This is a genomic window from Hyphococcus sp. D3-15, from assembly GCF_055809375.1.
The window spans coordinates 1,059,656-1,075,253 of the sequence record NZ_CM147910.1 but is presented as its reverse complement, the minus strand read 5'-3'; the positions used below and the strand labels follow the sequence as shown (position 1 = coordinate 1,075,253).

The following is a 15,598-nucleotide window of genomic DNA, read 5'->3' as shown; positions in this document are numbered from 1 at the left end:
TTAGCGCGGCGACGCTTTCGAAAAAAAACGACATTTCAAAAATAAGCGCCGCGGGTTCCGGGAAGGATGTATAGACGGAACCCGCGGCGTGGGAAAATATCGATTTTCCCACAACACCAAGAGCGCGTCAGTTCGTTCTAAGGTGGAATACGCGCTCGGCGTTGCCCGAGTAGATCTTGATTTTATCGGCCTCTGAAATCTGCGCTGCGTCCATAAACGCCGCCGCTTCGCGATTATCCTGATACGGAAAATCAGCGGCCCACATGATGTTTTCCGGCCCGACGACATGCATGCAATATTGCAAAACCGGCTCTGAGAACATGCCGCTTGTCGTAATCATCATATTCCGCTTGAGATAAAAACTTGGCGTATTCTCCAGCGAACCGGTGCCCCAGTTCGCTTTTGCCTTCTCATACATATGATCGAAACGATACACCCAATAGGGGATCCCCTCGCCCATATGGCCAAGGATGACCTTCAAACCCGGAAAGCGGTCATAGACGCCGCTCAATAAGAGCCGCATTCCATGCGTCCCGGTTTCGACGGCGAAGCCCCATGAGGCGCCTTGCAATCCGTAGGCGTTGAAGGGCCCCAACGAGTCCTTGGGCAGCGCGCGCGGATGGATATAGATCGGCCTGTCGAGGGCTTCGGCCGCTTCGAGAATTGGCCAGAATTTTTCCTGATCGAGATATTCGCCATTGGTGTGCGAATTTACGATAAAGCCATTCAGGCCGAGCTTATTGATCGCCCGATCCATCTCTATAATGCTGCGCGCTGGATCTTGCGGCGCTATTGCGGCGAGACCGGCGAAACGCGACGGATTCTTGCGGATTGCATCGGCGAGGATATCGTTGCTTTCGCGGGCGACCGCGACGGCGACATCGGGATTGAAAATCTGCACGCCCGGCGAGGTCAGCGACAGCACTTGCATGGCGACGCCGCCATCATCCATCTCCGCCACGCGGTTTTTTCCGATATTGAGAAGCCGCGGCGTCATATCCTTCGCGTAATCATTGTCGCCGAGAAGGATATTGGCGAAAGCGATTTCCGGACTGTCATCGAGATATTTTGCGACACCCCGAAAAGCATCAAGCTGAGGCTTCGTCGCAAAAGCAGCCTCTGTGCCGATACGCCGGTAATTGCCTGTCGGTTTGGGAAAGCTTCCCTCAAGGCTTTTCTGCGCCTTCGCAACACCAGGCAAAGCAGCTGCGGCGCCGACCATGCCTGCAAAACCCAACAACTCTCTACGATGCATACGGATCACTCCTCTGATCTTTTTTGGCGTCTTGATCAGACTTCCAAATTGAACACATGGGCGGCGTTTCGCCAGTAAACGGCGTCGCGCTCTTCCTGGGTAAGCGGCGCATCGTCCATAAAGCGCACTGCCGACGGCGTTTGTTGATAGGGATAATCGATCGCCCACATCACATTTTGCAGGCCCAGCACATCAATCGAATATCTGAGTGCGGCGGGGTTTTCCTGCCCGCTCGTCGTGATGCGCAAATTCCGCCGAAGATATTCGCTCGGCAGCAATTTGGTCGGCGTTTCGCCCCGGGCGCGGCCGGGCGCGCTCATATAGTCAAGGCGCCAGATCCAGAACGGCACCGCTTCACCCATATGACCCAGCACCACTTTCAGATTCGGGAAGCGGTCAAAAGCGCCGCTCATCATCAGGCGCACAAAATGGGTCGATGTTTCCATCCCGTAGCCCCAAAAGGCGCTGCCCATATTATATTCATCCATGGGCGCGCGCATTTGGTCGGAAGGCGTACGCGGATGGAGATATATCGGCATATCCATCGCTTCCGCCGCTTCCAAAATCGGCCAGAATTTTTGATTGTCGAGATACTCATTATTGGTGTGGGAATTGATGACGACGCCGTTGAGTTTCAGCGTGTTCCTCGCGCGCTCTATCTCCGCCGCCGCTTTTGCCGGATCTTGCGGAGCAACTGTTGCAAGCCCGCCGAAACGGCGCGGGTGACGCGCGATCACCTCTGATAGTTCGTCATTGGCGCCGCGTGCAACGCCAACGGCGACATCCGGGTCAAGCATTTGCACACCCGGAGAAGTCAGCGACAAGACCTGCATCGTGACGCCGTACTCGTCCATCTCCTTAAGCCGCAAGTCTGTGAAATCGAGCAGCCGGCGCGGCGTGTCCGCGTCGAGATTTGCGGTTATCATGCGCCACAATTTGTAATCGAACCGCGTGACTTCCGGATGCGCATCAACAAATGCGCGCATCGCGTTCATATGTTCAGTTGTGGAAAAAGCCTCTTCTACGGCGACCCGGGTTTGGCTTCGAGCCGCCGCCGCCGGACCCATCCCGCTGACTACGCCCGTTGCTGCTGTCGCTGACGCAGCACTCAACAATGTACGACGATCCAATTTCACGCGCTTCTCCCTTAACTGCGCTCGCTGACCGCCGGTTTCAGGAAACGCCGGGTTTCCCAATTTTGCTGGTTACAAGCATTCTTTTTTAAAGGCGAACCGAAAACGGGCGGTGCGAACGCGGCCCAAAGGCGCCAGCCCCACACCGCCCGTTTATCGGCGAAATTCAGCAGTCCGCTTTAGAAGTTGCGGCGGACTGTGACTGCGATCTCCCGCGGCCGGCCTGGCTGGCCTGTCGCATAGAAGCCGTTCGTGAATTTGTTCAGGAAGTAATATTTATCGAACAAGTTCGTCGCCTCAAGCGCAACCGCCCAATCGCCATCATCGGTGCGATATGTCAGACGCGCATTCGCAAGTGTGTGGCTTTCGACAATCGCGTTAGGGTCGCAAGCGAAGTTGCCGCAATATCCTGGCGTATAGGCGACATCGACGCGCGGCGTAAGCGTGCCCGAGGTTCCCATATCAACCACATATTGAGCGCCGACGCTCCACTTCCACTCACCGATGCCCGGACGATTTGCGCCCTCGACGACAGACGTCGTGGCGTATGTCGGCTCGCCAAATTCGAAGTCGGTCAAGCTGACAGAGGCATCAATGTTGAAGTTGTCGACCGGCTCCAGAAACGCTTCCAGCTCAAAACCTTGAACCGTCGCATCTGCAAGGTTCAGATACTGACCGCACAGGCCACGCGGGTTCATATCAACCCGGTCGCCATTTTCGTCGATACAGAAATCAGGAATGCCCTGATAGCCGATATACTTCATGTGGAAGGCGGCGCCGTTAAGGCGGACCCGGTTGTCAAACCCGGAAACCTTGAAGCCGACTTCGTATGACCGCAATTTCTCCGGACCAAAATCTCTGATCTGGAACACGTTGTAAGGACGTGGAGAGATACCGCCGCCTTTGTGGCCGGTCGCAAACTGGAAGTAGGTCATCAGGCCAGGCGTGAACCGATAGGAGGCGACGGCGCGATAGTCCGTGATCGTCTCCGCATAGGTATCGGTATAGCCGGTGAGCTGGTTGCTCGGGTTGCTCAGCGGCAAATAATCGCTCATCCCATCAGGATTGAGGCGCCCAAAGGTGTAGTCCTTCTGCTCGTCGGTGACGCGAATGCCGCCTTCGAAGGTCAACGCTTCGGTGGCGTTCCATGCCACGTTTGCGAAGCCAGCGAGAACGTTCAAATCAGCCGTGTCATCATTGAGGAAGGAGAAGGTCGGCATGTCAGCCGGCCCGAAGCCTGAGAATGGCGTGTGGATGCGAGAAAGCGGACGCGTCTTGGCGTCATAATAAATGCCGCCAATCGTGAAAAAGAGCGTGTCCTCGGCGAAAGCGCCACTCAGGCGAAGCTCCTGACTGAACTGCTCATGTTCAAACCAGTCCGAGCTTTGGATATAAACGATTGGCGAGTTGTCGTTATCGTTGCCACTCGTCGTATCATAGGAGCGATACCCGGTGATCGACTTAATAGTGAGGTTTTCACTCAACTCATAATCGATCGTGGCGGAAACACCCCAGGCTTCGACCTCACTGCCGTTGACCGCAATGAACGGGCCGTTTGGACCGCCTGCAGGAACGGTTGAAGGCGGACCCGCTTGCGGACCAGCGGCCATATAGGTGACGCCCGGATCATAGAAGTTCGCATAGGACGCGTATGGATCGTTGAGCACCGCGTCCGGACGGCGGAACTGTCCGTAGGGTACGAAGCGATCATCATAAGCAGCGCCCTGGTAAGGGATGCTCAGGCCAGAGCGATCAAGGTAGCCGCTAGCATTTCCAACCGTCGCGGACTCACCACTGGCGATCAACACTGACGCCTGTGTGTTCGATGTATCCTTGGTGTAATCCCCGATGATGTTGATTTCCAGCGGACTGCTGGCCGGCGCGATGCGCAGCGCCCCGCGCATGGCGTACATTTGCTGATTGCCAAGTTCACCGCTTCTGCAATCGCCGCTGCTGATCAGGCTCGGAATAGCGCCTGAAATAACATCGGGATCTGTTGGGTTGAGACACGCATAATTATAAAGCGTGACATGACCATCCCGATTCCGGGTGATCCCGGTGATACGAGCATAAGCAAGGTCTTCAGCAATCGTGAAATCCGCACTCGCCGTAACGTCGCGGCGACCGAGATTGCCCGCGGTGACGGAGACAAACCCGCCTTCGCCTTCCGGCTTGCGCGAGTAGAGCTTGATGGAGCCGCCTTGCGAGTTCATGCCTGAAAGCGTGCCTTGCGGGCCGCGAAGAACTTCGATGCGGTCAAGGTCGATCAGGTCGAAAGCCGATGCCGTGACCGTCCCGAAATAGACGTCATCAACATAAATGCCGACGCCGGGCTCCACTGACGGGCTTTGGTCCGATTGGCCAACGCCGCGAATGAAAGCGCGCATCGAGTTGCCGCTGCCGGACGGGTTCTTCTGCAGCAGCAGGTTCGGGACCTGCGCTGTAATGTCAGTAAGGCTGGTTTGGCTGCGAGCCTCCAGCAAGTCACCGTTAATCGCAGAAATCGAAAGCGGGATGTCTTCTAAATTTTGCTCACGCATCTGCGCCGTAACGACGATCTCGTCGCGCGGCCCAGCTTCGTCAACCGTTGTGCCGCCTTGCGCCATTGCCGGCGCGGCCGATATCGCAACAGCACCAATAGCAGTTGCGCTCAGCAGAGACGCGCGAAATAGGCGCACTCCTGCATTCCCCGGAATATCACTCATTTTTCCACTCCCTAACCGGATTGATCCGTATCTTTTTAGTTTTACGGGTAGCCGCCCTTGCCCAGCGCCAGGACGCATCGTGAAACCGTTGCCCTACCCATCCTTCCGCGCCATGTCGGATCAAGCCTCGCCAAACCCGACTTTCGTCAACCTAGCTGACATGCGCTCAGGGGAATCTACAGATAGTGGAGATCGGCGGCCTTGCCCCAATTAGATAGTTGAGTTGCCAGAACTAGAAATACTAAACTTCTCCCCGGCGAGTGCGGCTTTGGCGCCATCTCAATTCGTAAACAATTCGCGGGTTTCACCGCTTCGGCGCTGCTGAAATGCTGCATTCGGGTTTAGTTGTGACGTTCTTTTTCATAATTGTGCGGGTGCACAAAAAACAGCATGTCAGGCCCATTTCAAGGGAAGCGCCGGGTTTCGTTGCGCGCAGACACATCAGCGCCCCATCACTTTAGCAACACACGCTCCAACAGGCGCTGGAACGCAGCGGCTGTCGCCGCAACAGCCTCAGCCGAAACGCATTTTTCGTCATCTTCTTCCACATGATGGAAACGGTGAACGCCAAAAATTCCTGCGACCGGCGCGTAACCTGCCTCAATGACATTGGTCAGCTCACCCGCCGACAATACGTCACTTGCATAAGGGGCCTCGAGGCCGGCAAGCCCGGAAAACTCCGTGCGCGCCGTTGAGACGAGCTCTGGGCTCACGACGAGATAGCGTTGAGAGTCCGTCCCAGGCAATGGCCGCCGCCCGCCGACAGTGTCATGCCAGTCCCGCGAGGCGAGGTTGGCGCCCAGATGAAGCCAGAAAGCGGTGTCCGCAGGGGCCGGAGCAACATTGTGCAGCAACTCCTCCGCACCCAGATATTGGTATTCGTGGCCGCTATTACATACAAATGCGAGGTCGTAGTCGCGCGCAGACCGGCTTGCCCATCGCGCGATCTGGAGCCACGCCGCGATCCCGCCGCCGCGCTCGCCCGCGCAAGTGAACCAACCTGAACGCGGCGTCGACACGACAAGCCACTTCCCTCGTCCACGGTCTAACCGGCCGACCAGGTTGAACGCCTCTCTGCGCCCGCCCTGACCGGTCAAAATCATAGTCCCCTCACGCCCCTCCATCGCCGCAGCAAGAAAGGGCGCCGCATCCTCCGGCGCCAGCAAAGCGAGCGGCTTGTCATAAAGAGGGCGTCTGCCATCGGTATTCAGCGCAATCACCTTGCCGCTCGGCCCATTGGTGATGATGACGCAAGCCACCGCGCCGCCCGCCATCGCCTCCTCCACGGGCTTGCGAACCCCCGGCCAAAACATCGACGACCAACGCCCAAAGGGCAGGTCGATCAGCGCGATGGCGCCGTCCAAGGCGGTTGATGCGTTGCCATTTTGATCGACCCGAATGATCGGCGCCGTCACGCCCGCTTCAGGCGTCGTCTGGACAATTGGCTGTGGCCAAAGCGGCGCTTTTGCATCACCTGCGGTCAACATGGCCTGTCCGGGCTCGAACCATGGCGCCGAGAAATTCTGGCGCTCGGTCTCAAAACCCGCCTTTGCCAATTCATGCTCGAGCCACGCGCCGCAAGCGATGTCGCCGGGTCCGCCGGACTGCTTGCCTCCGAAGCTGATATATCGCTGCAAATCCTCGGCGACGGACTCCGCATCCGGCGCCGCCATAGCCACGGCGGCGCCAGCGGTAAGTATCGGCGCGACCGCAGAAGCCGTCAGAAACTTGCGCCGTGTTGTCGTGAGCCCGGAGCCCGGTCCTTCTGATTGATTAGTCATCAATATTCCTCCGGAAGGTTTCTGGAAGAAAGAGAATGCCGACTACGGCGGTCATGCCCGCAATAAGGACCGGATACCAAAGCCCGTAATAAATATTCCCGGTGGCCGCGACCATGGCGAATGCAGTTGTCGGCAAGAATCCGCCGAACCAGCCATTACCGATATGATAGGGCAATGACATAGACGTGTAGCGAATGCGAGCGGGGAAGAGTTCGACAAGCATTGCCGCCAATGGCGCATAAGCGGCGGTCACCATCAGCATGATGGCGACAATGATCGCTATGACAAGCGGCCGGTTAACCTTCTCAGGGTCCGCCTCGCTGGGATAGCCGGCCACTATGAGTTGATCGCCAACCGCTTGCTGAAACGCATTTATCTCTGCGGCAAGTCCGGTCTCATCAAACGCCGCGGGGTTCGGCGCAGTGATCACCGTCTCCCCAATGCGAACTTCAGCTAGCGCTCCAGCAGGCGCATCAACATTGATATAGTTGATCCCATTGCGCGCGAGATACGCCTTGGTGATGTCGCAACTCGTTTTGTCGAACGTGTTTTTGCCAATCGGATCGAATTGAAACGAACACTCTTTCGCATTGGCGACGACAGTGACAGGCGCATCGCGAACCGCCCGGGCGAGATCTGGATTCGCCGCGTTCGTCAGCGCTTTGAATAGCGGAAACAAGGTCACCGTGGCGAGTATGCACGCCGTCATGATGATCTTTTTGCGTCCTATTTTATCGCTGAGCCAGCCGAAGAAAACAAAAGTCGGCGTCGTGATGATCAAGGCGATCACCAGAAGAATGTTCGAAGTCGCCGGATCAACATCGGCGATGCGCTCAAGATAGAAGAGCGTGTAGAACTGGCCCGTATAACCAATCACGGCTTGCCCGGCGACGCCGCCCAGAAGCGCAATCAACACATATTTGAGATTGGACCAACGCCCGAAAGCCTCGGCGAGCGGCGCCTTTGAGGTTGCGCCTTCATCTTTCATTTTCTGAAAGATCGGGCTTTCCGCTAGCTGTAAACGGATCCAGAGCGAGATGCCCAAAAGGAAAATCGACAGCAAGAAAGGAATGCGCCAACCCCATGCCGCAAAGGCTTCCTCACCCATTGTGGAGCGCAATCCGATCACCAATAAGAGCGCGGCGAATAACCCGATGGTCGCAGTCGTTTGAATGAAACTGGTGAAGAAACCGCGCCGGCCTTCCGGGGCGTGTTCAGCGACATAGGTAGCCGCGCCGCCATATTCACCGCCGACTGCAAGCCCTTGAAGCAACCGCAAGACGACGAGGATAACCGGCGCCGCGATGCCGATCTTTTCATAATTGGGCAGAAATCCGACCGCAAAAGTCGACAGCCCCATCAAACCCATAGTGACCAGAAACGTGTTTTTTCTCCCGACAACATCACCAATCCGCCCAAAGACGATTGCGCCGAAAGGACGAACCGCAAATCCTGCAGCGAACGCCGCAAGCGCCAGAATGAACGCTGTCGTTTCATTAACGCCGGAGAAGAATTGCACAGAGATATAGCTGGCGAGCAAACCATACAGATAAAAATCATACCACTCGAACATTGTCCCGAGTGATGCGGCTGCAATGACCTTGGCGTCGCTTCGCTTCAAGTCATGCGCGGCGACCGCGCCGGCTTCTCCGTCAGTCATTGGCGTTCCTCTCGCTATGTTTTCACCATCGCCGATCTCGCGCCGGCTTCGGCGTTGTTTTTCTGTGTGACAAAACTGCTGGACTAAAAAATGCTGTGAATGTCTGCGCCTTTTCCGTTTCGGATGATTGCGGTCATAGACGCATTTTCAGGAGCGACGACGCGACCCTGACACCGGCGCGCCAAGATGCGTGGGTACGCCCCCGCCCTGAAGGCTGAAGGACTTCCGTCATGCTTGCGGATTTTGGCGTCCCCGGCTTCACCATGCCCCCAATAATATTCTCACGCTTGTGAGTTAATTACTTTTTGTCCTCTAGAGTCAATCTGTTAAGCCGGAAACGCCTGATAGTCAGGCCGGCACTCCGGCCGCCATTGGCAAAAATAAAAGCCTCTTTGCCAGCGCGCCCCGGCTTCTTGTTCTCCGGCTGTTTGCGCCTATTTCCTGTCACCGGAATGCACTTCCTCTCAGGTGATCCGCCGTCGGACCGCTGGCGCTAGCTTTTCTCCGGCCGGCAAAAAGTCCGGGTGCTTGCGGGCGGGCGATTGAAAAGGAAAATGCGGTGGAATGAGCTGGCGGACAGAGTGGGATTCGAACCCACGGGACGCGTAAACGCCCACACGCTTTCCAAGCGTGCGCCATCGACCACTCGGCCACCTGTCCGTTCAGAAGCGCCGGACTATAGCCATGGCGAAGCGGTGCGCAAGCCTTAATGCACGGCGATTTTGCAGTGGATTCGCCTGGCTGCGCCGGTTTAACCAGTGGGTTTGCAGGCCGGGCCGGGCCGGGCTAGTCTGGGGTCTGTTAAGTTTGCGTTAACTATCCCGAGGGGGCCTCAACATGGCGGCGTTTCGCATAATTGCGTGGGTTTTGGTGGCGATCGCCATCGCATTATTAGGGGCGGACGGCGTTTCCTCTCTGGAGGCCGGCGAGCCGGTCATGCGCTCGACAGAAATGGTGCTCAGCCTGTTCGGCTTGGACGGCGCGGCGCTGGTAAGCAACTCCCCCGGCGGCGTATCGCAAGCGATTGGCACGATCATGGGCCTGCCGCTTTGGGGAGTCCTCGGCATTATCGGCGTCGTCCTGACCTTGATCTTCCGGCCGATGGATTAATCACCCGGCGCGGAGTTCAATACTCGCGGCGCCGGGCTGTATCTACGATTTTAAGCTGACACCTCTCCGTGCTCTTTTGCGCGGAGCGCTTCGAGCTTGTTGCGGTAGCGAGCTTGCACCGTCGAAACCACCACCATGACGAAGATGACGAAATAGAAGCTCGCCTTCGACATTGCGATCACTTCAAAACCGAACAACTCCATATGGGCGAGATGACCGCCCTCGGTGATCAGCAGCACGCCGACAATGAAAAGAATGAAGAGACCGATCACTTCGAACATCCGGTTCTTTTTCAAAAACACCGACACCTGATCGGCAAGCGCGATCATCATCACGCCGCTGATAATGATCGCCGTCGCGATAACCCAGACCACATGAGTCAGCGCGATCGCTGAAAGCAGCGAGTCAAAAGAGAAAATCAAATTCATGAAAACGATAGTCGCGATCGCCATTGGCACCGATTTTTGATGTTTCTTCTCGTTGAGATTTTCCAGGTGGTCAACCGCGAGCAAGTGCATGATCTCTTTCGTCGCCGTGTACATGATAAAGCCGCCGCCGAATAATGAGACGATGGAGTGGAAGGTGAAAGAGGCTTTAAACACGCCTTCAATATTCGCGCCGAACAGCGGCTGGGTGAGTTTGTTTATCAAACCGAGCACGATCACCATCAGCACAAGGCGTAAAATAATGGCGAGGGCGATCCCCACATGGCGCACATATTTCTGGCGGTGCTCGCTCACGCGCCCCGACTCAATCGAGATATAAAGTAGGTTGTCAAAACCCAGCACTGCCTGCAGCAGAATGAGCATCATCAGGGTGAAAATATTTTCTAGCGATAAAAGCGATTCCATGGCGGCGAGCCCTCCGTTTTACGAGCGCGTAAAGGGCCACGTTTCGGCGCAATTAATCAAGACGCCCGACATTGGGCATGCTGGCGTAACCTATGGAAACAAGGCATCTTCACCCAAACTGGAGCCTTCATGCCGAAACCGACCCTCCTCGCCGCCGCCGCCATCGCCGCCGGACTGGTCATATTCTGCCTCATGGTCATGCTGCGCACGCCGCGCACCGACCGCGATTGGGAGAGCGGTCTGTCCCGTTCGCCAGTCTTTAAGGCCATGGAAGAGGGAAACTGGCGGCTGCACGATATGCGCGCCTTCGACTTCAGTGTGGCGGACGGCCCGGTTCAGGCCTGGCGCGATGAAACCCTTCATACGGACGACCTTGAGGAGATCTGGTTCTTTGTTGAGCCCTTCGAAGGGTTTCACGGCGCCGCCCATACGCTGATCAGTTTCGTATTTGGCGGCGAAACCGACCAGACCATCGCAATATCGGTGGAGGCCCGCAAAGAGCAGGGCGAAACCTATTCAGGCCTCAACGGCATGTTCAATAAATTTGAGCTGATCTATCTGTGGTCGAGCGAAAAAGACGTGCTGACCCGCATCGCAGTGAACCTTGATCATGAAATCTACGCCTACCGGCTCAATGTCACGCAGTCACAAGCGCAACAAATCCTGGCCCATTTCATAGATCGCACCAACGCACTCGTAGAGCGGCCGCGCTTTTACAACACGCTGACATCCAATTGCACGAATGAACTGGCGAAGGCGGTGAACAGCGCCTTTCCGGGCGCCCTGCCCTGGCATTATGCGCATGTGTTCACTGGCTATTCAGCCGAGCGCCTGCACGCTCTCGGCTTTCTCGGCGAGGGAACGAATGAGCTTCAGGACTTGAAATCCAACGCCGCGGCAGGCGACGCCATGCGCGCCGCTGCAAACGCCCCGGAAGCGGAATTCCCCTCGCGCTGGCGTGATTTCATGGCGTCTCATGAACGCGAAACCCGCTAAGGGCGCGCCGAAACGACGCCTTCGAAAGACCAGCCGACATTGCCGAATAGTCATGCGGTGAAGCGTTTTTTTCCTGCGGCAAGCAGCATGCGGCAGGGCTTTTTTTCAAAATCGCCGGGACTATCTCCCCGTCATAACAAGAAACGGAGAGAGAAACCCATGACACGCTTTATTACGCTTATCAGTACTTGTGCAGTAATCGCCGCTGCGGCGTACCCCGCGATTTACGCATATGCGTCCCTTGCGTAACCGCACGCCGTGAGCGAGCCCCCGAAGGCGCCGCCGAGACAGCTACACACCCCCACCCTGGCTGCCGGCGGCGCCTTTTCGCAGGATGCGTTAGTCGAAAATGGCGCCCTAAGCGCCGCGTATTTTCTTAAAAATTAGCGCCATCACACAAGCGCCACCGATCCCCGCTGCGGCGCCAATCCCATTGGCGATCGCATCGGCGATTTCGGGCGAGCGCACGCCGCCCAGCCCCTGCAGGCCTTCCAGCGCGACGCCATAGAAAACCAGTGCGGCGCCAGTCGCCCACCTTCGGGATACAAGTTTCAGCTCGGCCCAATAGGCGCTCGCCCCGAGCGCTGCATAGCCGAGGAAATGCGCCACCTTGTCGGTAAGCGCCGCATCGCCGAACAATATATTCGCGACCCAGCGCGCAACGGCGAAGCCTTCTTTCGTGTCGTCAGGATTGGGCGTCAGTGTGAGGTATGTGACGAGCGCAAGCAGCACAAAGAACAGCGCGCGCATCACCGCAACCGGCATTCGCATCAGGCCGGGCCCTCTCGCGCCGCAAGGCGGCGCTCCCAGTCGATCGCCGTTTCAACAATGAAATCGATGTCGTCATAACGCGGACGCCAGTCGAGCACCGTTCTGATCGCCGCATTGTCCGCAATCAACTGCGCCGGATCGCCAGCGCGGCGCGGGCCAACTTCATAGTCCATCGGAGCCCCGGAAACGCGCCGGAAAGCGTCGATCACTTCATACACCGAATAGCCGCGGCCATAGCCGCAATTGAGCGTGATAGAGCCGCCATTGCCGCGCAAACGCCCCAGCGCCTCCAAATGCGCCTGGGCGAGGTCACTCACATGCACATAGTCGCGAATAGCGCTGCCATCAGGCGTCGCGTAGTCGCCGCCATGGATTTGCAATTTTTCTTCACGCAGGCCGAGCGCAATCTGCGCAGCAGCCTTGATCAGATGGGTTGGTTTGCCAATCTCGCCTGCGCGGTTTTTAGGGTCCGCGCCGGCCACATTGAAGTAACGCAAAGTCACATAAGAGATGCCATGCGCGACGGCCGCGTCCTCCAGGATGCGCTCGCTCATCGCCATAGACGCGCCATAAGGCGTGATCGAGCGTATCGGCGCGACCTCAGAAATCGGCGTGCGCTCCGGCGTGCCATAGACCGCGGCCGTGGAAGAAAAGATGAAGCGCTTTACGCCCGCGGTCGCGCAAGCCTGCAACAGCGTGATCGTGTTCGCGGTATTGTTTTGATAATAGCTAAGCGGATGACGGATCGATTCCGGCACCAGGATCGACCCGGCAAAATGAATGACTTCCCGGACTTCATGTTCGGCGAACACCTGGGCCAGCGCATCCGCATCACCCACATCCGCCTCGATGAAGGGGGCGCTTTTCGGCGCGAGCCAGCGCGCGCCGGTCGAGAGATTGTCGAGCGCAATGGCGGGCTCGCCGGCGTCTTCCAACGCCAGAAGCATATGTGCGCCGATATAGCCGGCGCCGCCCGTCACCAGAACGCTCATCTGTTTCCGCCCTTATTCACGCCCTTTAAGCGTGATTCCTTGACAGAAATTTATAGCCTTTTCGATAGGCGAAGTGTACCGGCTGGCGAGGAAATGAGGTAAATGGCGCGGATGATCGAGCGAATGTTCAAGAAATCGGGAAAAAACGCATCCGTCCCGATTGGTCAGCGCGTTTACGCTATCGGAGACATTCACGGCCGGGCGGACATGCTCGACGAACTCCTCATGCAGATCAAGGAGGACGCTGGCGCCCTCCATCAGGCCCAGCTCATCTTTCTTGGCGATTATGTGGATCGAGGAAGCGACAGCCGCGGCGTCATCGACCGACTGATCAGCCTTCGCAATGACTATGATGATGCGGTGTTCCTCAAGGGCAATCACGAAGCGCTAATGCTCGATTTTCTCGAAGAACCGGAGGATTTGGGGCAATGGCTCGATTGGGGCGGCGAAGAGACGCTGGAAAGCTATGGTGTTGATCCCGTCGGCAAAACCAAGCGCGCGCTTGCCGATGAATTGCGCGCCGCCGCGCCGAAATCGCACCTGAGTTTCCTCAACAATCTCGACCTCACCCATATTGAGGGCGATTATCTGTTCGTGCATGCGGGGGTGCGCCCCGGCGCGCCGCTCGAAGACCAGACCGAGACGGACCTTTTGTGGATACGCAAGCGGTTTCATAACGCCGCCCCGGCGTCACGGCCGGATTATGTGGTTGTTCATGGCCATACGCCCACGGACAAGCCTGAAGACGCCGGATGGCGCATCGGAGTCGATACCGGCGCCTGTTATGGCGGCATGCTGACCGCCGTTGTGCTGGAAGGCAAAACACGCCGGTTTTTGAGCGTGAAAGACTAGCCGTCACCCGTTCGCGGTTTTCACCACGTCCGGATTTTCCGAAATCAGGCGAGGGCCGCCCGCTGCGGCGAGGATCGTGCGCAAGGTTTGCGCACCCGCCGGACCGTCGCCATTGTTGATGACTTTGCCATATTCGCTGGCGAAATTCATCGAGGTCACAATATGCGGCGACGGAGTCACAAAAATGATCTGCGCGCCCAGCATCACCGCCTCGCGCCAGCGCTCCATGATCTCGCGCTTGTAGCGGGCGGAGGCGATCAGAAAATCAGGTTCCGCCGACCGGCATTCCGTTTCGGAGATAATGCGCGGACCCTTTTCGCCGAGTCGTTCTTTTTCACGCGCGATACCGGTATCCACCGCTGCGGTGATTGCCTTGGCGGAAGGCCCCGCCCAACGCAGCAAAGCTTCGGTTTGCGCGTCGGCCCCGAGAATATGGGCGCATTCGCCGCGTGCGGCGATGTCGTCCAGGATGGTGATGAAATCGCGGCGCACTTCCGCGGCGCGCTGTTCAAAGGATTGATAGGGTTGCATCGCCCGCATGGCGAGCGCGTTCTCTTCGTCCCAAAGCCGCGCCAACCGCTCATACCAGGGATCAAAGTCATATTCTTCAAAATCGGCATGGGTGATGAACAATCGAGATCGAGCCGCCTTCTTTCGAAGTGAGCGCGCCTTTGAAAATTTTCAGCCCGGCCTCGCGCAATAGCCATTCGGTCACCGACAGCGAATAGACCGCTGAAACGCCCGCTTGCAATGTTTCAACGCAAGTGCGGGTCAGCACCATCGGCGCGTAGAGCGTTTCCAGCGCGAAGACGCCGTCATCAGCAAGCAGTGTTTTCACTCGCGCAAGAAATTCGCGCGGATCGCCTACATGCTCCAACACGGATACCGCAGTGATGATGTCGAAGCGCTTATCGCCAAAGGCGGCGTCCACGTCTTTGGACGGAAACGCTGATTTGCCGGTCCACGCCCAATCACCAATTTCTTCGATATGTTCGGACGGATCTACGCCGAACCGCTCGACCCAGCGCGGGTAGAAGGACAAAAGCGTGCCGTCGCTGCACCCGATATCCAGCGCGGAGCAATCACGCCCGGAAATCATTTCCAGCGCCTCAGTCGCCACCGCGCGCAAATGATCGCGGGTCGAGGCATGATGGCCGGATCGCAAATAGGAAAATTCGTCTTCAGCATGAGCGGATTGCAACAATCCGCAGGCGCGCGCGTCGCGCGAAGGATCGCACAGAACATAGTCCGCCGATGCGTCATGCTTGCGCGAAAGGCCTTTGCGCGAACCAAGCGGCATTGAGAATGCCGACGTTAGCGCTTTCGATCCACATGCGCGGCACTGCGTAATTGTCTTCACGTCTTGCATTCCTTCGGAGCGGCGGCATCGCCTTTCCGGAAAGCTCGCAGGACAGCGTCAACAAAATGTAAAAACGGCGAAAAAGCCCTTCTAAGCCGGGGGTTTAGATACATTCCCCTTACACAGCTTAAC

Annotated in this window: 13 protein-coding genes and 1 tRNA gene; 3 read left to right on the top strand and 11 right to left on the bottom strand. The window is 57.4% G+C overall.

Features of this window, described 5'->3' with window-relative positions; translation table 11 throughout:
* Positions 1-127 precede the first annotated feature (127 nt).
* From AC0L8G_RS05505 to AC0L8G_RS05480, 6 genes are all read right to left on the bottom strand, one after another.
* On the bottom strand, positions 128-1,255 hold the full coding sequence (locus AC0L8G_RS05505) for an amidohydrolase family protein (protein ID WP_473387478.1): 1,128 nt from the start codon (positions 1,253-1,255) through the stop codon (positions 128-130).
* A 35-nt stretch (positions 1,256-1,290) separates the two neighbouring features.
* A complete protein-coding gene (locus AC0L8G_RS05500; protein ID WP_473387475.1) occupies positions 1,291-2,391 on the bottom strand; it encodes an amidohydrolase family protein in 1,101 nt (366 codons plus the stop codon).
* A 176-nt stretch (positions 2,392-2,567) separates the two neighbouring features.
* Positions 2,568-5,093: a TonB-dependent receptor gene (locus AC0L8G_RS05495; RefSeq protein ID WP_473387472.1), complete on the bottom strand. Its 2,526-nt coding sequence runs from the start codon at positions 5,091-5,093 to the stop codon at positions 2,568-2,570.
* A gap of 452 nt (positions 5,094-5,545) precedes the next feature.
* Complete coding sequence (locus tag AC0L8G_RS05490; protein ID WP_473387470.1) at positions 5,546-6,874, bottom strand: hypothetical protein; 1,329 nt, start codon at positions 6,872-6,874, stop codon at positions 5,546-5,548.
* Complete coding sequence (locus tag AC0L8G_RS05485; RefSeq protein ID WP_473387468.1) at positions 6,867-8,534, bottom strand: MFS transporter; 1,668 nt, start codon at positions 8,532-8,534, stop codon at positions 6,867-6,869. Before AC0L8G_RS05485 ends, AC0L8G_RS05490 begins: the two co-directional genes overlap by 8 nt.
* A 570-nt stretch (positions 8,535-9,104) precedes the next feature.
* Positions 9,105-9,194: transfer RNA gene (locus AC0L8G_RS05480), tRNA-Ser, on the bottom strand.
* Between the two features lie 177 nt (positions 9,195-9,371).
* Here AC0L8G_RS05480 and AC0L8G_RS05475 point away from each other — a divergent pair.
* Positions 9,372-9,644, top strand: a complete 273-nt coding sequence (locus AC0L8G_RS05475; RefSeq protein ID WP_473387466.1) for a hypothetical protein — start codon at positions 9,372-9,374, stop codon at positions 9,642-9,644.
* 50 nt (positions 9,645-9,694) lie between these two features.
* On the opposite strand, the gene AC0L8G_RS05470 is transcribed toward AC0L8G_RS05475, so the two are convergent.
* A complete protein-coding gene (locus AC0L8G_RS05470; protein ID WP_473387463.1) occupies positions 9,695-10,495 on the bottom strand; it encodes a TerC family protein in 801 nt (266 codons plus the stop codon).
* Positions 10,496-10,624: 129 nt separating this feature from the next.
* Here AC0L8G_RS05470 and AC0L8G_RS05465 point away from each other — a divergent pair, with 129 nt between their 5' ends.
* Positions 10,625-11,491 carry a lipoprotein N-acyltransferase Lnb domain-containing protein gene (locus tag AC0L8G_RS05465; protein ID WP_473387462.1) on the top strand — a complete coding sequence of 289 codons (867 nt, stop codon included), beginning with the start codon at positions 10,625-10,627 and terminating at the stop codon, positions 11,489-11,491.
* Positions 11,492-11,848: 357 nt separating this feature from the next.
* On the opposite strand, the gene AC0L8G_RS05460 is transcribed toward AC0L8G_RS05465, so the two are convergent.
* Both AC0L8G_RS05460 and galE read right to left on the bottom strand, forming a co-directional pair.
* A complete protein-coding gene (locus AC0L8G_RS05460) occupies positions 11,849-12,262 on the bottom strand; it encodes a VanZ family protein (protein WP_473387460.1) in 414 nt (137 codons plus the stop codon).
* Positions 12,262-13,254, bottom strand: a complete 993-nt coding sequence (gene galE / locus AC0L8G_RS05455) for a UDP-glucose 4-epimerase GalE (RefSeq protein ID WP_473387458.1) — start codon at positions 13,252-13,254, stop codon at positions 12,262-12,264. The genes AC0L8G_RS05460 and galE overlap by 1 nt, the downstream gene beginning before the upstream one ends.
* A 102-nt stretch (positions 13,255-13,356) precedes the next feature.
* On the opposite strand from galE, the gene AC0L8G_RS05450 reads away from it, so the two are divergent.
* Positions 13,357-14,106, top strand: coding sequence for a metallophosphoesterase family protein (locus AC0L8G_RS05450; protein ID WP_473387456.1), 750 nt, complete (start codon positions 13,357-13,359; stop codon positions 14,104-14,106).
* A 3-nt stretch (positions 14,107-14,109) separates the two neighbouring features.
* Here AC0L8G_RS05450 and AC0L8G_RS05445 read toward each other — a convergent pair whose 3' ends face one another.
* Positions 14,110-14,739, bottom strand: a complete 630-nt coding sequence (locus tag AC0L8G_RS05445) for a hypothetical protein (protein WP_473387454.1) — start codon at positions 14,737-14,739, stop codon at positions 14,110-14,112.
* Positions 14,714-15,466, bottom strand: coding sequence for a class I SAM-dependent methyltransferase (locus AC0L8G_RS05440; RefSeq protein ID WP_473387452.1), 753 nt, complete (start codon positions 15,464-15,466; stop codon positions 14,714-14,716). The genes AC0L8G_RS05445 and AC0L8G_RS05440 overlap by 26 nt, the downstream gene beginning before the upstream one ends.
* Positions 15,467-15,598 lie beyond the last annotated feature (132 nt).